We start from the raw sequence: 14,931 nt of genomic DNA, 5'->3' as shown, positions 1-14,931 counted from the left end.
CTTGATTCCGATTCGGTGCGCACAGGTATAACGAGTTATACTCGCTCGATGAAGACCGCGATCTCGATCCCCGACGGCGAGTTCGAGCGCTTCGAGCGGCTGGCGGCTCGTCACGGCATGAACCGGTCGGAGTTCTACCGGCTCGCCGGTAGACGCCTGGCCGCGGAGCTCGAGGGTGAAGCCGAGCTGACCGCCCTGGCTAACACCGTCATCGCCCGTGTCGGACAGCCGTCCGCGGGCGATTCCTTCTTTCGCGAGTCGGAGCGCGCGATGCTCGAGGGTACGGAGTGGTGATTGCGCACGGCGATGTCGTATGGGTGGATTTCGGCTCGCCCCGCGGCTCCGAACCCGCGAAGCGACGTCCCGCGATCGTCATGCAAGAGGACTGGCTTCTCGCAAGCGACATCGCGACTGTTCTCGTCGTGCCACTCACATCCAACGTCGCACTCGAGGCGTTCCCGGGAAATGTGCTGGTCCCGATCGACGCGTCGGGTCTCGATCGGGACTCGGTCGCGGTCGTCTCGCAGGTCGGTCCGGTGAGCCGGGAGTTCCTCGAGGCGTATCCGACCGGCCACCTGCCCCGCTACGTGCTCGCCAGGATCGGCGATGGCATCCGACTCGTCCTGGGCATCTGATGACCACCCGACGATGGGTGACGACGATTATCGGCGCCGCGGCAATCGTGGCAGTCATCGTGGGCGGCCTGTGGTTTGGGCGTCTCATCTTCGATTCTCAGTGGACGCTGACATTGCACGATGTGATGAACAGCGAACCCGACGCGGACGACCCGACGACGGATGTCTCCGAGGTCACCGCCGTCGTGTGCACATCGGCAGTGCCGTGCGTCGAGGCCTACGACACGGCCGAGGCCACCTATCTGCGATTCGGCTCGCGCGACGAAGCCGCCGAGTACGCGTCGTCGATCGAAGACGGGTTCGTGTCGAACTACATCGTGATGAACTTCGCAGGCAAGGACGACGTCTCGAAGGAGAGACAACTCTGGGCCATGCAGCACCTCGCCGGTACGTGGCAGGACTATGAGGGCGACTTCCCCGATCGTTGACCGCCGTACCGCGGACTCATTGACCAATTTTCGAGAAACGCAACGCGCGCTCGGTCACTACATTTGAGCGATCGGCCCTCCCGCAGCACGTCACGCAAAGGAATGCCCATGTCCTACATCGTCGACTTCGCCGAGGTATCGACCATCGGCCTCGAGTCCTCCCCCGTCGTCGCGGCACTCGCGGGGCTCCGCGCGAACGAGGCGCGCTACTTCGCGAACAAGTACGAGCACGTGTTCACGGTCGACCCGGCCAGCGATGCTGCCGAAACCATAGACTGGGTGCACGGCATCCTGAGAGACGAGCGCGACCTCGTCATTGCCTCACCGGCCCTCGAAGCGACGGAATTCGAGGCCGGAGGCATCCGCTTCGCCTACGTGTTCTACCAAAGTGGCCTCTCGATCAACGTCATGTACACGCTCGAAGAGGGCGGAAAGCGAGCCGTCGGCTTCAAGCTCTCCGACGGAATGGATGTCCCCGAGGAGCTGGCCGCGCGCTTCACATTCGCACGGCAGAAGTCCAAACTGGCGGGAACCATCCGCGGCTCGTACTTCGTTATCAAGGGCGAGCACTGACCCCAGTCGCCCGCGTCAATCGAGGGGTCGGCGTCTCAATTGCTTGGTGGTCGTACGCTGCTTCTTCGCGGTGAGGCGCCGCTCTTTCGAGCCTCGGCTGGGCTTCGTCACTCGCCGCGACGGCGCGGGTGGTCGCACCGCGTCGGCCACGATCGCCACGAGCCGCTCGCGCGCCGCGTCACGATTGCGTATTTGTGCACGGTGTTCGGATGCCGCAACCGTCAGCACTCCGCCCACGAGACGCCCGTCGAGGCGCTCGAGCAGCCGCTCGCGTTGCACCGCCGAAAGCGCTGCCGAACCCTCGGCATCCCACACGAGTTCCACGCGAGAGTCCGCGGTGTTCACGCCCTGCCCGCCGGGGCCCGACGATCGCGAGAACCGCCAGGACAGCTCGGACTCGGGAATCGTCAGCCCCGAAGTGACCCGCAAACCGGGGCGATGGGCGGCAGGCATGCCTCCATCCTCGCCCGCGGCGCCGACAATAGGCGAACGACGGCGGGATCGGGTCATCGCCCGCGCCCACGCGATCACGCAGCGTGCATCTTCCCCACTCGGCTCCCGCACGCTAGCTTGATCAAGGCATCCGCCCCTTCCCCGCAGGTCAGGAGATCCCCATGCTCGTCACCACCATGAACGACGTCCCCGGCAGAACGATCACGTCGGTCATCGGCGAGGTCAGCGGCCTGACCGTCCGTGCCCGCAACATCGGCGCCCAGATCGGCGCCGGCTTCAAGGCGCTCGGCGGCGGTGAGCTAAAAGGCCTGACCCTGCAGCTCGAGCAGACCCGGGCCGAGGCGGTGGCACGCCTCGTCGAGGCGGCCCAGGCGCAAGGCGCGAATGCCGTCGTCGCCATGCGGTACGACTCGAACGAACTCGACCAGAACTTCCAAGAGGTCGTCGCGTACGGCACCGCCGTGGTGCTCTCGAGCTGATGCCGCGCGCTCTCGTCACCGGTGCCGCACGCGCCAACAGCATCGCCGCCGGCGTGGTTCCGCGCCTCGTCGCGGACGGCTGGGAGGTGTTGACGAGCGACCTCGAGACCGGCGACTATCCCTGCGATCTCGCCACGGTTGAAGGGCCGACATCCCTCGTCCAACGCGTCGTCGCAGACCACGGAAGCGTCGATGCGCTGGTGCTCAGCCACGCCCACGATGTCGAGTCGGGGATCCTCGACACCACAGCCGAGAGTTTCGATCGACACGTCGCCGTGAACGCCCGTGCCTCGCTTCTGCTCATCGCGGAGTTCGCGCGGCAGATCCCGGCCGATGGCGGGACGATCGTTGCCTTCACGAGCGACCACACGACCGGCAACCTGCCATACGGTGCGTCGAAGGGCGCGCTCGACCGAATCGTCATCTCCGCCGCCCGGGAACTGGGGCCCCTCGGCATCTCGGCCAACGTGGTGAATCCGGGCCCCATCGACACGGGATGGATGGATGACGCGCTCCGCGAAAGCCTGACCGCCCACCATCCGCTGGGCCGACTCGGCACGCCGGCCGACATCGCGGCCATCGTGTCGTTCCTCGTGAGCCGCGAGGGGCGCTGGGCCTCGGGCCAGTTGATCAACACCGACGGTGCTTTCTCCGCTCGCTTCTAAAGCTCCATCACCCCAGAACAGGAGACCTGCCCAGAACAGGACGGTTGCCGCGGAATCGTCCTGTGTGGGAAGGATCTCCTGCCTCGGGCGATGGCTCTCACCACGAAAGCGGGCCCCGGCCGAAGCCGGGACCCGCTCAGGTGACGCGGCGAGATCAGTCGGTGATGATCGTGTCGAACGCGTCGGGGTACTCGGCGAGCCATGCCTCGACGGCCTCGGCTTCCTGACCCTCTTCGTACTCGTTCACAACCATGTCCTCGAGAGCGGCATACTCGGCGTCATCCAGCTGGATGCCGGCGATCAGCTCGGCGGCCTCGGGGAAGCGCTCGGAGAAGTCGCTGGTGCCCAAGAAGTGCAGGCCCTCGGGATCGCCCATGGCGCCGAGCGGGTCCTCGAGATCGCGCAGGTTGTAGGCGTCGTTGGCCCAGAACGGGCGCCACGACGTGACGACGATGTTCTCTTCTGCCGCGATCGCGTTGTCCAGCTGCGTGAGCATCGCCGCGGTCGATGACGTGACGAGCTCGTAGGTGTCCTCGAGTTCGTAAGCGGGGATCATCGAGTCCTGCGCAACGCCGGTGAGGCCCGCCCCGGGCTCGATGCCGTAGATCTCGCCACCGAACATGTCGGCGTTGGCGGCCAGCTCGTCGAGCGAGGTGATGTCGACGTAGTCGGGCACCGCGATCGTGAGCACGGCGCTGTCGTAGTAGGTTCCGACGTCTTCGATGTCGTCGCCGTACTCTTCCATGAAGCTCGCGTGCGTCAGCTCGGGCCAGGCCGAGGGGTACATGTCGACGTCACCCTGGGCAAGACCGGCGTAGAGCGGGCCGGGCTCGGTGAGTTCCTGCATCTCGACGGTGTAGCCGAGCTTCTCGAGCTGGTTCTCGAGCAGGTATGCGGTGCTGAGGCCATCCGTCCACGAGGGCAGGAATCCGAGCGTGATGGTCCCCATCTCGTCCGAACCCACGTCGCCGTTGCCGTTGTCGCCCGCCTCGCCGCTGCAACCCGCGAGTGCGAGGGTGGCTACCGCGCCGGTGGCCAGTAGTGCTGTGATTCTGCGATTCTTCATCGTGATTCCCTTCGTTGTGTATCTCTTCGTGCGTTTCGTATGGGTCTTCAGTTGTGGTCTTTAGTGGATCGGCGCCCGGTGGGGTGATGCCGCGCTGCGCTCCGCCTCTTCGGCTGCGATCGCGGTCGAACCTCGACGACTTCCGCCGCCGCCCCCTCGACGACTTCCGCCGCCGCCCCCGCCACCAGTACCGCCGCGCCGGCCTGAGATGGTCGCGGCCAGTGAGGAGCGGTATGCGCCGGGATTTCCGAGCGACGCCGTGACGCGGTCGAGGAACACGGCGAGGATGACAACGCCCAGGCCCGCTTCGACGCCCTGTGCGAGGTCAACGGTCGAGATGGACTGAACGACCTCTTGCCCGAGCCCCGGAGCCCCGGCGATTCCGGCGACAACGGCCATCGAGAGGGCGAGCATGATCACCTGATTGACGCCCGCCATGATGGTGGGCACAGCCAACGGCAACTGGATGCCGCGCAGGATCTGGCCCGGCTTCGCACCGAAAGCGTGCCCGGCTTCGACCGTCTCGGAGTCCACACCGCGGATGCCCAGCTCGGTGAGCCGCACCCCCGGGGGCAACGCGAAGATCACGGTGGCCACTACTCCGGGGACGACCCCGATGCTGAAGAAGGTGATCGCCGGGATCAGGTAGACGAAGGCTGGCATCGTCTGCATGAAGTCCAGTACGGGCTTGAGGATCGCACGCACCGTGTCGTTTCGTGCCGACCAGATCCCGAGGGGAATCGCGATCACGAGCGCAACCAGAGCCGCGATCAACACCAGCGCCAGCGTCTGCATCGACGACTCCCACTGGTCCATCCCGACGATAAGTGTGAACGAGATTGCTGTGCCGAGTGCGAGCTGCCACGAGCGCACCAGCCATCCGATCAACGCGAAGATGATGATGACGACGGGGATCGGCGTGATCACCAGCACGTCGGTGAGCGAGTCTACGAGCCACCGCGCCACGAACGCGATGGTGTCGAGCAGCCATTCGAGGTTGTCCCTGATCCAGTCGACCCCGGTGTCGATCCACAGACCGAGCGGAATGCGAAAACCATCCATCAGCGCACCCCCTCGGCGTCGGCCATGCCCGTGGTCTGGGCAAGCACCTGATCGATCACGGTCGTCGGAACCGGCTGCTCGACGATCTCGATCTCACCGGTGGCGGGCGTTCCGGGCGTCAGCGCGGCGAGCAGGGTGACCCGGGGAATCACGCCGACGAGGCGGCCCGCGGCATCCGTCACCGCGAGCGGCAGTCGAGATTCGACGGCGGGCACGAACAGGTTCATCAGCACCTCGTCGTCGCGCACGCTCTGCGGTGCGGGGCCGAGCACCGACGACAGGGAGGTCGCGTTCTTGCGCACGAGCTTCAGCGCGTCGTGGTCACTCACGATGCCGACAAGGCGGCGCTCGCGATCGACCACGTACGCCGCAGACATGTATGCGTCGCGCATCTGTTTGAGTGCGGTGCGGGGACCCGCGGTCTCACCCACGACGGGAAGTGCCGGCTCCATGACGTTGGCCGCAGTGAGCACGCGGGTGCGGTCGACGTCCTGCACGAACTGCTCGACGTAGTCGTTCGCCGGGTCGGTCAGGATGTCTTCGGGCGTGCCGATCTGCACGATGCGACCCTCGCGCATGACCGCGATGCGGTCGCCGAGAAACATGGCCTCGTTGAGGTCGTGGGTGATGAAGACGATGGTCTTCTTCAGCTTCTGTTGCAGCTGGAGCAACTGCTCCTGCATTTCGCGCCGGATGAGCGGGTCGAGCGCGCTGAAGGCCTCGTCCATGAGCAGGATGTCCGTGTCTGCGGCGAGCGCGCGTGCAATGCCGACGCGCTGCTGCATGCCACCCGAGAGGGCCGACGGCAGTTTGTCACCCCACCCCTCGAGACCGACCAGCGACAGGATCTCGTCGGCTTTCGCCAGGCGTTCGGCCTTCGCGACGCCTCGCAGCTCGAGCGGGTACGCGACGTTGTCGGCCACCGTCCGGTGCGGCAACAGAGCGAAGTGCTGGAAGACCATCGACACGCGATCGCGCCGGATGTCTCGCAGCTTCGCCGCGGGAATGTCGGTGATGACCTCACCCTGCACGGTGATCTTCCCCGCGGTCGTGTCGTGCAGGCCGTTGAGCATGCGGATGATCGTGGACTTGCCGGAGCCAGAGAGACCCATGATGACGAAGATCTCACCCTGATCGACCGTGAAGCTGGCGTCGATCACCGCGGCGGTTCCGAGGCCTGAGACCGCTGCTTGGCTCGCGCCGGCGGCGAGCCGCTTGACCGCCTGCTTGGGGTTGCGGCCGAAAACTTTGTAGAGGCCTTGGGCCTCAATCGCATGCGCAGTTGACACGGTGGTACCACCTCGGCGGTCCCAGCGCTCACGGGATCGCATCGGTCACGCCCGGGTGGGCGATCCTCGGCCTGCGGGAATCCCGTTCGGGACTCTCGCGACACCGGCGGTTGACATCGGGTCTACCGCCCAGATCGCCGACCGTACGCTTCGCTGACACACCCATCGGGTTGGGGTCTAACGAGCGCGGACTGGTCGTGAAGGCCGTGTGGCCTCTGGTTCCAGACCATCAGACATGGGCACATGGGGCAAGTCCGAGCGGCCGCGAAACGGTTGAATTCGGCCGTCTCTTGACAGACTTTGTGTTCTATGGTTACTTACTTATATATTTAACCAGTCCACTGGGCGGAGGAACGTGTGATCGAAGAGGGCCGGGCTTTGTTCCTGCAGATCGCCGAGAGCATCGAGGACCAGATCGTCGACGGCAGCCTCGCCGAAGAATCCCAGGCCCCGTCTACAAACGAGCTCGCTGCTTTCTACCGAATCAACCCCGCGACCGCGGCGAAAGGAGTTTCGATGCTCGTCGACCAGGGCGTGCTCTACAAGCGACGCGGCATCGGCATGTTCGTCGCCGCGGGCGCCCGCGATCGGGTGCTCGCGGTCCGGCGTGGAGCGTTCTCGGATCGTTACCTTGACCCGCTGCTCGCCGAGGCCCAGAGGCTCGGACTCGGCCCCGATGACCTCATCGCGCTCATCCGTGAGCGCGCCAGCGACACCACTCCCGTTCCTTCCGAAAGGACCATGCCATGAACCCCGTGATCGAGGTGCAGAACCTCACCAAGCGATACCGTGACACCCTCGCGGTGGACGATGCGTCGTTCACGATCGAGAAGGACGTGATCTACGGATTGCTCGGACGCAACGGTGCCGGAAAGACCACCGTGATGTCGATGCTCACCGCGCAGAACTTCGCCACGAGCGGCGACATCCGCATCTTCGGCGAGAGGCCGTACGAGAACGCGCGGATTCTGCAGCGCATGTGAATGCTAGACCGAGGCGGCCGTGTCAGCGCCCGTTGGCCGCCTGCTCGTGGTGGTGGATGACCTCGGCGACGACGAAGTTGAACCACTTCTCGGCGAAGGCGGGGTCGAGGTCCGCATCGAGCGCGAGGCGCCGCAGACGGGCCACCTGTTCGATCTCGCGCGTCGGGTCAGACGCCGGCATCTCGTGGGTCGCCTTCAACACACCGACTTGCTTGGTGCAGCGGAAGCGCTCGGCCAACATGTAGACGAGCGCGGCATCGATGTTGTCGATGCTCGCACGCAGTCGCAACAGCTCGTTGCGCGGGTCGCTTTCGTGGGTCACGGGGCCCTCCTTCCCCATGAGGCTACCGGGCGGTCATGCCGCGTCGCTGGCCGCGACACCGCCCGCCACTAAGGTGTGACCATGCGTAAGCCCCCGACCGCCCCCGTGCCCCCGGCATCCGCAGCTCCCGTCTCGGGCGCACGCGCATTCTGGGCAAGAATCGACCAGCCGTTCGCCGTCGGTTTCACCCTCACCCTGGGCGGACTAGCCGCCCTCCTGCTGGGGCTGGCGATCAGCAATCTGGCGACCGTCATCATCTACATCGTGCTGGCGCTCTTCGCCGCGCTCGGGCTCGAGCCGGCCGTCGACTGGTTGATGCGCCGCGGCGTCAAGCGCGGCTGGGCCATCGCGATCGTGTTCCTGGCCGTCGCACTCTTGCTCGCCGGAGTGCTGTGGATCATCCTCCCCACGGTGATCGCGCAGATTTCGCAGTTCGTGCGCGACATCCCGAGCCTGATTAATTCGGCCGAGCAGTCGGATTGGTTCGCATACCTGCAAGGCATGTTCGGCGCCGCGGTTCCTGACCTCCTCAACAACCTCGAGACCTTCATTACCGACCCCGGCAACATCGCCGCGATCGGTGGCGGTGCCGTGCAGCTCGGCATCAACATCGTTTCGGCCATCTCGGGCGGGTTCATCACCCTCGTGCTGACCCTGTACTTCATCGCCTCGATGCCCGCGATCAAGCAGGCCTTCTACCGACTCGCCCCGGCCCGCAACCGCGTGGGGCTCGCATCGATGACCGAGCAAATCACCGGATCGATCGGCGGATACCTGATCGGAATGGTCATTCTGGCCACCGCCAACTCGATCTTCGCCTTCATTCTGCACATCGTGCTCGGGCTTCCCTTCCCCGCGCTGATGGCGGTGATCGCGTTCCTGATCACCCTGATCCCGCTCATCGGTCCGGTGCTCTACTGGATCATCGCGAGTGTCATCGCGCTATTCTCGGACCCCCTCCTCGCTCTGCTGTTCGCGGTCTTCTACCTGCTGTACATCCAGATCGAGGCCTACGTGCTGACGCCCCGGGTCATGAACCGGACGATCGAGATCCCCGGGGCGCTCGTCGTGATCGGGGCGCTCGTGGGTGGCACACTGCTCGGGCTGATCGGCGCGCTCGTTGCGATTCCCGTATCGGCATCGATCCTGTTGATCATCAAACAGGTGTGGGTGCCACGCCAAGACGCCAAGGTCTGACACCGGGACGCCCGGCCACCCGGCCACCCGGCCACCCGACTGCCCGCCCGGCTCACCGAAACACCCCTCACGCGACGAGAAACCCCGTGACGGGTGGGGTTTCGCCACGCAAGTGGTGTTTCGGTGAGTGGCGGCGGCGTCAGTCGCGGGCGCGCAGGGTGCGGGTCGGCGACGGGACGCTCGTGCGCTGGCGCACCCGGCTGGGCACACCGGTGCGGATGTCGAGCGACAACGACACGACATCGTTCGAACGCTGCCCGGCAACCAGCAGGGTGTCGCGCACGACCAGGTGATGCCGGGGCCAGGTCACGCCCGACTCGGCGAGCGCCACCGGCTCGAGGCTGCTGCCATCGCCCACGACGCGCAGCACGGCGATCGTGTCACTCCCCCGCAGTCCGGCATACAGGAACGCACGATCGTGGGATGTCGCGAGTTCCGCGCCCGCGTCATCCGGGAGCGTAAGCGCCGCGGCCGGGACGCTGCCGCGGACGGTCCACTGCCCTGCCCGGTCGGCGCCGAGCACGAAGACCTCGGTCGAGTGCTCCGTCAGCACGTAGACGAATCCGCTCGGATGCACGACCAGGTGCCGCGGCCCCGAGCCGCGCGGCAGGGTGACGTCGTGATCGGGCAGCATCCGACCCCCGACCGTGCGCCAGATCCGCACGAGGTCGAAGCCGAGGTCCGTCGTCAGCGCCCGCCCGTCGGGCAGGAACGCCGCGGCATGGGCGCGCGAGGTGCGCTGGGGCGCATCGACATCGACATCGACCGCCCGCGCCAGCAGCGTCCCACCGCGCACGTCCGGCTCGGTCGGTCGGTCGTGGTCCGGGATCAGATGAGCGAACTCAGCGCCGGCGGCCGCTCGGAGCGCGGCCGCGGCGTCGGCGAGACCGATCGCGGCCTCGCGCCGATCGGCATCCCGGTCGGCGGGTGCCCGCGACATCCGCTCTTCGCGGCGTTCCGCTGCCACCCGCGGATCTTCGGGTTCGTCGTCAACATCCTCGTGGGGCATATGGCGCGGGTCCACACCGCCGTGCGTGCCATACGGGTCCCGCGCCGCCTGCGCAACGGCACGTCCGGTCGGGCGTCCGCTGCCATCGAGGGCGATCCGTACGACCCGGCCGTCGCCGCCCCAGCAGCTCGCGAGCAGATAGTCCCCGGCGGGGCTGACCGCGACATGGCACACCGCTTCGCCCGCCTCAACCGACGAGCCCAACGCACTGAACGACGTGTCGCCCGTGCGCGCGAGCGCGGCCACGCACCCTTCGCCCTCGAGCGCCGCGTAGACGACGTCCAGGCGGGGGTGTGCCGCGAGCCACGACGGCGACGCCAGCTCCGGACGCACCGCCCCGCGAAACGAGAGCGGGCCGGATGCGAAGGGCGAGCCATCCTCACCGACGGTCAGCAGGCCGATACCCTCGGCGGTGCCGTCCATGTCGGAGGAGTATCCCCCGACCCAGAACCGCATGTCAGTCCACGAGGTCGTGTCGCACGATGACCTGGTCGCGCGCGGGCCCGACACCGATCACCGAGATGCGTGTGCCACTCATGCCTTCAAGGGCGAGCACGTAGTCGCGCGCCGCGACCGGAAGCTCCTCGAACGTCCGCGCCTTCGAGATGTCTTCCGACCAACCCGGGAAGTACTCGAGGATCGGCGTCGCGTGGTGGAAGTCCGACTGGTTGATCGGCACCTCGTCGAATCGCTCGCCATCCACGTCATAGGCGACACAGACGGGAACCTGCTCGAGTCCGGTGAGGATGTCGAGCTTCGTCAGCACGAGGTCGGTGATGCCGTTGATGCGCGTGGCGTATCGGGTGATCGGGGCGTCGTACCAGCCGACGCGACGCGGGCGGCCCGTGGTCGTGCCGAACTCGAACCCGCGCGAGCGTAGCCAGTCGCCCTCGTCGCCGAACAGCTCGGTAGTGAAAGGTCCGGAGCCGACGCGCGTCGTGTACGCCTTGACGATCCCCACGATGCGGTCGAGACGGTTCGGGCCGACGCCCGAACCCGTAGCCGCGCCGCCCGCGGTGGCGGACGATGACGTGACGAATGGGTACGTGCCGTGGTCGACGTCGAGCATCGTGGCCTGGCCACCCTCGAAGACGACGACATCGCCCGCATCCAGCGCATCGTTCAGCAGAAGCCCGGTGTCGGCGACCATCGGCCGCAGCCGGTCGGCATACGAAAGCAAGTCCTCGACGACCTCGTCGACCGAGATCGCGCGTCGGTTGAAGATCTTCACCAGCAGGTGATTCTTGTGGTCGAGCGCACCCTCGACCTTCTGGCGCAGGATGTTCTCGTCGAAGATGTCCTGAACCCGAATGCCGACGCGGTTGATCTTGTCGGCGTAGGCCGGGCCGATTCCGCGGCCCGTCGTACCGATCTGACGCTTACCGAGGAAGCGCTCGGTCACCTTGTCGAGCGTGCGGTGGTACTGCGTGATGATGTGCGCGTTGGCGCTGACCCGCAGCTTGCTCGTGTCGACACCGCGCGCGGCGAGCGCCCCGAGCTCGGCGAACAGCACCTCGAGGTCGACGACGACGCCGTTGCCGATCACGGGGACGACGCCGGGCGACAGGATGCCGGAGGGCAGCAGGTGCAGCGCGTACTTCTCGTCGCCGATGACGACGGTGTGGCCGGCGTTGTTGCCGCCGTTGAACTTCACGACCCAGTCGGTACGTTCGCCCAGCAGGTCGGTGGCTTTTCCCTTGCCTTCGTCGCCCCACTGCACGCCGACGATCACGATTCCTGGCATGGTGGACCCCCGGCTTTCTTGTCAGGACGGGTAAGACACCATCCTACCGGCGTCGTCCTTCCGGGACTTCTGGTCGCTAGGGTGAGCGCATGCTTCGATCCCCCGCCTGGGCCCACTTCTGGGCCACCGTGCGCATTCTCACCGCCGTCGCGGGTGTCGCCGCGATCATCGCCCAGCTCGTTCGCACCATCTCCAATGCCGAGGCGGCCGGGCAACCCGTCGGCACGGTCGTCGCCAACTTCCTCAGCTTCTTCACCATTCAGTCCAACGTCGCGGCCGCCGTGACCCTGACGATCGGTGCGCTGCTGTTCTGGACGCAGGGACGACGAACGGATGTCGAACCGCGCTGGTTCGCCGTCCTGCTGGTCTGCGTCACCACCTACATGGTGATCACGGGCACCGTCTACAACCTGCTGCTGCGGGGCATCCAGTTGCCGCAGGGCGAAACGGTGGCGTGGTCGAACGAGGTGATGCACGTCGTCGTTCCGATCGTGCTTCTCTTCGATCTGCTCCTCGCGCCCCGTCGACGTCCGCTGCCCTGGCGCGCGATCTGGATCATCGTGATCTACCCCATTGCTTGGGTGATCTACACGCTCGTACGTGGCCCGCTCGTCACCTCTCCCGGCAACGGCGAGCCGTACTGGTACCCGTACCCCTTCCTGAACCCGAACAATCCCGCGCTGCAACCGCCCGGATACGCCGGCGTCGCGGTGTATGTCGTCGCGATCGCGGCAGGGATCATCGCGGTCGGGGCGCTCGCGGTGTGGATCGGGCGTGCGCGGGCAATCCGGGGCACAAGCGACGGGGTGTAGCAGTCCTCCGCGCTGAGGACGTCGCTCCACCTAATCTGTATCCATGCGTTCGCGTCTGCTCTCCCTTTCCCTTGTCGGCTTCGCAATCACGATGCTGGCGGGGTGCGCCGCGGGCACACCGGACGCCGCTCCTGCAGAGACGGAAGGCTGCTCCTACGTCAAGGCCGCCGGGGGCGTGCGAGACGTGTCGGTGCCGAGCGATGACGTCACCGGCGTGATCGAAGCCACGCTGCAGACCACGGCGGGAAACCTTCCGCTGACGCTCGATGCCGGCCGCACGCCGTGCACGGTCGGCAGCTTCGTCTCGCTCGCCGAACAGGGCTACTACGACAACAGCCCCTGCCACCGGCTGACGACCGAGGGAATCTTCGTGCTGCAGTGCGGCGACCCCTCGGGCACGGGCATGGGCGGGCCGGGCTACTCGTACGCCGACGAGCTGGACGGCGCCGAGACATACCCGGCTGGCACGGTCGCCATGGCGAACGCCGGACCCGACACGAACGGCTCGCAGTTCTTCCTCGTGTACGAGGACACCGAACTGCCGGCCGCTTACACCGTCTTCGGAATGCTCTCACCCGAGGGCCTTGCGGTCGTGCGGCAGATCGCGGCCGCCGGGGCCGAGGGTGGCGCCGCCGACGGGGCACCCGCCACACCTGTGACGCTCACGGCCGTCTCGCTGGGCTGATCCGCGGGCCACCGCTCAGGAGCGCGCGCTGCGGACCGGCGGGAGGCGACATGCCGCGTCAGTAGAATCGGAACCATGTCGAAGGTTCTCCAGTCCCTGCCCGTCGGCGAGCGCGTCGGCATCGCCTTCTCCGGTGGCTTGGACACCTCGGTCGCCGTCGCGTGGATGCGCGACAAGGGCGCCATCCCCTGCACGTACACCGGTGACCTCGGTCAGCCGGACGAGCCGGATGTCGAGGCGATCCCCGGCCGCGCGCTCGAGTACGGCGCCGAGGTCTCGCGCCTCGTCGATGCCAAGGCGGCGCTCGTCGAAGAGGGCTTCAGCGCTCTCGCGTGCGGTGCCTTCCACATCCGCTCGGGCGGACGCACCTACTTCAACACCACGCCTCTCGGCCGCGCTGTCACCGGCACCCTGCTCGTGCGCGCCATGAAGGAAGACGGCGTCGACATCTGGGGCGACGGCTCCACCTACAAGGGCAACGACATCGAGCGGTTCTACCGCTACGGCCTGCTCGCGAACCCCCGTCTGCGCATCTACAAGCCGTGGCTCGACGCCGACTTCGTGACCGAGCTCGGCGGACGCACAGAGATGAGCGAGTGGCTCGTCGCACACGGCTTCCCGTACCGCGACGCGGCCGAGAAGGCCTATTCGACCGACGCAAACATCTGGGGTGCGACGCACGAGGCCAAGACCCTCGAGCACCTCGACGTCTCGCTCGAGACCGTCGAGCCCATCATGGGCGTGCGGTTCTGGGACGAATCCGTCGCCATCGCCACCGAAGACGTCACGATCACGTTCGAGGCCGGACGCCCGGTCGCCATCAACGGTCAGGAGTTCACCGACGCCGTCGCGCTCGTCCGCGAGGCGAACACGATCGGTGGACGCCACGGCCTCGGCATGAGCGACCAGATCGAGAACCGAATCATCGAGGCCAAGAGCCGCGGAATCTACGAAGCCCCCGGCATGGCGTTGCTTTTCACGGCGTACGAACGACTCGTGAACGCGATCGTCAACGAGGACACCCTCGCGACGTACCACGAGCAGGGTCGTCGCCTCGGTCGCCTGATGTACGAGGGCCGCTGGCTCGAGCCCCAGTCACTCATGCTGCGCGAGTCGATCCAGAAGTGGGTCGGCTCGACGATCTCGGGCACGGTCACCCTGCGCCTGCGCCGCGGCGAGGACTACACGATCCTCGACACGACCGGCCCCGTCATGTCGTACGGGCCCGAGAAGCTGTCGATGGAACGTGTCGGCGACGCCGCCTTCGGTCCGACCGACCGCATCGGTCAGCTCACGATGCGCAACCTCGACATCGCCGATTCGCGCACCCGCCTCGAGCAGTACGCCGCGATGGGGATGATCGGCGGGGCAACTGCGGCGCTGGTCGGCAACCTGAAGGCCGGCGAGTCCGCCGAGATCACCGAGCACGCCGCTCCGTTCGACCCCGCCCGCGAGCGCCTCGCCGATGCCGTGGACGAGGCATCCGAAGCCGCCGCCTTCGACTCCGGCACCGACTGACGCTGCTTTCT

At 66.7% G+C, this 14,931-nt stretch carries 18 protein-coding genes and 1 pseudogene; 12 read left to right on the top strand and 7 right to left on the bottom strand.

Annotated features, from left to right (window positions below; all coding sequences use genetic code 11):
* The first annotated feature begins 48 nt into the window (after nucleotides 1-48).
* The 4 genes from ACT9TC_RS09125 (at nucleotide 49) to ACT9TC_RS09110 (ending at nucleotide 1,636) form a co-directional block, all read left to right on the top strand.
* On the top strand, nucleotides 49-294 hold the full coding sequence (locus ACT9TC_RS09125; protein ID WP_458040213.1) for a CopG family transcriptional regulator: 246 nt from the start codon (nucleotides 49-51) through the stop codon (nucleotides 292-294).
* Nucleotides 288-635, top strand: coding sequence for a type II toxin-antitoxin system PemK/MazF family toxin (locus ACT9TC_RS09120; RefSeq protein ID WP_458040212.1), 348 nt, complete (start codon nucleotides 288-290; stop codon nucleotides 633-635). Before ACT9TC_RS09125 ends, ACT9TC_RS09120 begins: the two co-directional genes overlap by 7 nt.
* Nucleotides 635-1,063: a hypothetical protein gene (locus ACT9TC_RS09115; protein WP_458040211.1), complete on the top strand. Its 429-nt coding sequence runs from the start codon at nucleotides 635-637 to the stop codon at nucleotides 1,061-1,063. Before ACT9TC_RS09120 ends, ACT9TC_RS09115 begins: the two co-directional genes overlap by 1 nt.
* Before the next feature lie 108 nt (nucleotides 1,064-1,171).
* Entirely contained in the window at nucleotides 1,172-1,636 is a 465-nt protein-coding gene (locus tag ACT9TC_RS09110) for a phage tail protein (RefSeq protein WP_458040210.1), read from the top strand.
* 15 nt (nucleotides 1,637-1,651) lie between these two features.
* Here ACT9TC_RS09110 and arfB read toward each other — a convergent pair whose 3' ends face one another.
* On the bottom strand, nucleotides 1,652-2,089 hold the full coding sequence (gene arfB / locus ACT9TC_RS09105; protein ID WP_458040209.1) for an alternative ribosome rescue aminoacyl-tRNA hydrolase ArfB: 438 nt from the start codon (nucleotides 2,087-2,089) through the stop codon (nucleotides 1,652-1,654).
* Between the two features lie 161 nt (nucleotides 2,090-2,250).
* On the opposite strand from arfB, the gene ACT9TC_RS09100 reads away from it, so the two are divergent.
* Both ACT9TC_RS09100 and ACT9TC_RS09095 read left to right on the top strand, forming a co-directional pair.
* Nucleotides 2,251-2,568 (top strand): YbjQ family protein, encoded by a 318-nt coding sequence (locus ACT9TC_RS09100; protein ID WP_458040208.1) that lies wholly within the window; start codon nucleotides 2,251-2,253, stop codon nucleotides 2,566-2,568.
* Nucleotides 2,568-3,233, top strand: a complete 666-nt coding sequence (locus ACT9TC_RS09095) for an SDR family oxidoreductase (RefSeq protein WP_458040207.1) — start codon at nucleotides 2,568-2,570, stop codon at nucleotides 3,231-3,233. Before ACT9TC_RS09100 ends, ACT9TC_RS09095 begins: the two co-directional genes overlap by 1 nt.
* Nucleotides 3,234-3,387: 154 nt before the next feature.
* On the opposite strand, the gene ACT9TC_RS09090 is transcribed toward ACT9TC_RS09095, so the two are convergent.
* The 3 genes from ACT9TC_RS09090 to ACT9TC_RS09080 are packed head-to-tail and all read right to left on the bottom strand — an operon-like array spanning nucleotide 3,388 to nucleotide 6,692.
* Nucleotides 3,388-4,299 carry a glycine betaine ABC transporter substrate-binding protein gene (locus ACT9TC_RS09090; RefSeq protein ID WP_458040206.1) on the bottom strand — a complete coding sequence of 304 codons (912 nt, stop codon included), beginning with the start codon at nucleotides 4,297-4,299 and terminating at the stop codon, nucleotides 3,388-3,390.
* Between the two features lie 60 nt (nucleotides 4,300-4,359).
* Nucleotides 4,360-5,361: an ABC transporter permease gene (locus ACT9TC_RS09085; protein WP_458040205.1), complete on the bottom strand. Its 1,002-nt coding sequence runs from the start codon at nucleotides 5,359-5,361 to the stop codon at nucleotides 4,360-4,362.
* Nucleotides 5,361-6,692 carry a quaternary amine ABC transporter ATP-binding protein gene (locus ACT9TC_RS09080; protein ID WP_458040204.1) on the bottom strand — a complete coding sequence of 444 codons (1,332 nt, stop codon included), beginning with the start codon at nucleotides 6,690-6,692 and terminating at the stop codon, nucleotides 5,361-5,363. Before ACT9TC_RS09080 ends, ACT9TC_RS09085 begins: the two co-directional genes overlap by 1 nt.
* Before the next feature lie 315 nt (nucleotides 6,693-7,007).
* Between ACT9TC_RS09080 and ACT9TC_RS09075 the strand changes: the two genes are divergently transcribed.
* Together ACT9TC_RS09075 and ACT9TC_RS09070 are read left to right on the top strand one after the other, a co-directional pair.
* A complete protein-coding gene (locus ACT9TC_RS09075; protein WP_458040203.1) occupies nucleotides 7,008-7,400 on the top strand; it encodes a GntR family transcriptional regulator in 393 nt (130 codons plus the stop codon).
* Nucleotides 7,397-7,630: pseudogene (locus ACT9TC_RS09070) on the top strand (ATP-binding cassette domain-containing protein); the annotation flags it as partial. The gene ACT9TC_RS09075 and the pseudogene ACT9TC_RS09070, both read left to right, overlap by 4 nt.
* 25 nt (nucleotides 7,631-7,655) lie before the next feature.
* On the opposite strand, the gene ACT9TC_RS09065 reads toward ACT9TC_RS09070, so the two are convergent.
* Nucleotides 7,656-7,955 (bottom strand): chorismate mutase, encoded by a 300-nt coding sequence (locus tag ACT9TC_RS09065; RefSeq protein WP_036296758.1) that lies wholly within the window; start codon nucleotides 7,953-7,955, stop codon nucleotides 7,656-7,658.
* 81 nt (nucleotides 7,956-8,036) lie between these two features.
* Here ACT9TC_RS09065 and ACT9TC_RS09060 point away from each other — a divergent pair, with 81 nt between their 5' ends.
* Complete coding sequence (locus ACT9TC_RS09060; RefSeq protein ID WP_458040202.1) at nucleotides 8,037-9,152, top strand: AI-2E family transporter; 1,116 nt, start codon at nucleotides 8,037-8,039, stop codon at nucleotides 9,150-9,152.
* A 139-nt stretch (nucleotides 9,153-9,291) separates the two neighbouring features.
* Here ACT9TC_RS09060 and ACT9TC_RS09055 read toward each other — a convergent pair whose 3' ends face one another.
* Together ACT9TC_RS09055 and ACT9TC_RS09050 are read right to left on the bottom strand one after the other, a co-directional pair.
* Nucleotides 9,292-10,617, bottom strand: a complete 1,326-nt coding sequence (locus tag ACT9TC_RS09055; RefSeq protein ID WP_458040201.1) for a lactonase family protein — start codon at nucleotides 10,615-10,617, stop codon at nucleotides 9,292-9,294.
* 1 nt (nucleotide 10,618) lies between these two features.
* Nucleotides 10,619-11,905, bottom strand: coding sequence for an adenylosuccinate synthase (locus tag ACT9TC_RS09050; protein WP_458040200.1), 1,287 nt, complete (start codon nucleotides 11,903-11,905; stop codon nucleotides 10,619-10,621).
* 89 nt (nucleotides 11,906-11,994) lie between these two features.
* Between ACT9TC_RS09050 and ACT9TC_RS09045 the strand changes: the two genes are divergently transcribed.
* The 3 genes from ACT9TC_RS09045 to argG all read left to right on the top strand — a co-directional run bounded on the left by ACT9TC_RS09045 (nucleotide 11,995) and on the right by argG (nucleotide 14,920).
* Complete coding sequence (locus ACT9TC_RS09045) at nucleotides 11,995-12,717, top strand: Pr6Pr family membrane protein (RefSeq protein WP_458040199.1); 723 nt, start codon at nucleotides 11,995-11,997, stop codon at nucleotides 12,715-12,717.
* A gap of 43 nt (nucleotides 12,718-12,760) precedes the next feature.
* The gene (locus ACT9TC_RS09040; protein WP_458040198.1) at nucleotides 12,761-13,402 is read left to right on the top strand and encodes a peptidylprolyl isomerase; all 642 of its coding nucleotides are present in this window, start codon (nucleotides 12,761-12,763) and stop codon (nucleotides 13,400-13,402) included.
* A 75-nt stretch (nucleotides 13,403-13,477) separates the two neighbouring features.
* A complete protein-coding gene (gene argG / locus ACT9TC_RS09035; protein ID WP_458040197.1) occupies nucleotides 13,478-14,920 on the top strand; it encodes an argininosuccinate synthase in 1,443 nt (480 codons plus the stop codon).
* Nucleotides 14,921-14,931 lie beyond the last annotated feature (11 nt).

The sequence above is a fragment of the Microbacterium sp. HM-570 genome (genome assembly GCF_054165885.1).
The sequence above is the reverse complement of the archived record's forward strand: the minus strand, read 5'-3'. Positions and strand labels throughout refer to the sequence as shown.

Bases quoted from the DNA above. Each gene is read 5' to 3' on its own strand.
- ACT9TC_RS09125 (WP_458040213.1), top strand. From the start codon at position 49: ATGAAGACCGCGATCTCGATCCCCGACGGCGAGTTCGAGCGCTTCGAG.
- ACT9TC_RS09115 (WP_458040211.1), top strand. From the start codon at position 635: ATGACCACCCGACGATGGGTGACGACGATTATCGGCGCCGCGGCAATC.
- ACT9TC_RS09110 (WP_458040210.1), top strand. From the start codon at position 1,172: ATGTCCTACATCGTCGACTTCGCCGAGGTATCGACCATCGGCCTCGAG.
- arfB (WP_458040209.1), bottom strand. From the start codon at position 2,089: ATGCCTGCCGCCCATCGCCCCGGTTTGCGGGTCACTTCGGGGCTGACG.
- ACT9TC_RS09100 (WP_458040208.1), top strand. From the start codon at position 2,251: ATGCTCGTCACCACCATGAACGACGTCCCCGGCAGAACGATCACGTCG.
- ACT9TC_RS09095 (WP_458040207.1), top strand. From the start codon at position 2,568: ATGCCGCGCGCTCTCGTCACCGGTGCCGCACGCGCCAACAGCATCGCC.
- ACT9TC_RS09090 (WP_458040206.1), bottom strand. From the start codon at position 4,299: ATGAAGAATCGCAGAATCACAGCACTACTGGCCACCGGCGCGGTAGCC.
- ACT9TC_RS09085 (WP_458040205.1), bottom strand. From the start codon at position 5,361: ATGGATGGTTTTCGCATTCCGCTCGGTCTGTGGATCGACACCGGGGTC.
- ACT9TC_RS09080 (WP_458040204.1), bottom strand. From the start codon at position 6,692: ATGCGATCCCGTGAGCGCTGGGACCGCCGAGGTGGTACCACCGTGTCA.
- ACT9TC_RS09060 (WP_458040202.1), top strand. From the start codon at position 8,037: ATGCGTAAGCCCCCGACCGCCCCCGTGCCCCCGGCATCCGCAGCTCCC.
- ACT9TC_RS09055 (WP_458040201.1), bottom strand. From the start codon at position 10,617: ATGCGGTTCTGGGTCGGGGGATACTCCTCCGACATGGACGGCACCGCC.
- ACT9TC_RS09050 (WP_458040200.1), bottom strand. From the start codon at position 11,905: ATGCCAGGAATCGTGATCGTCGGCGTGCAGTGGGGCGACGAAGGCAAG.
- ACT9TC_RS09045 (WP_458040199.1), top strand. From the start codon at position 11,995: ATGCTTCGATCCCCCGCCTGGGCCCACTTCTGGGCCACCGTGCGCATT.
- ACT9TC_RS09040 (WP_458040198.1), top strand. From the start codon at position 12,761: ATGCGTTCGCGTCTGCTCTCCCTTTCCCTTGTCGGCTTCGCAATCACG.
- argG (WP_458040197.1), top strand. From the start codon at position 13,478: ATGTCGAAGGTTCTCCAGTCCCTGCCCGTCGGCGAGCGCGTCGGCATC.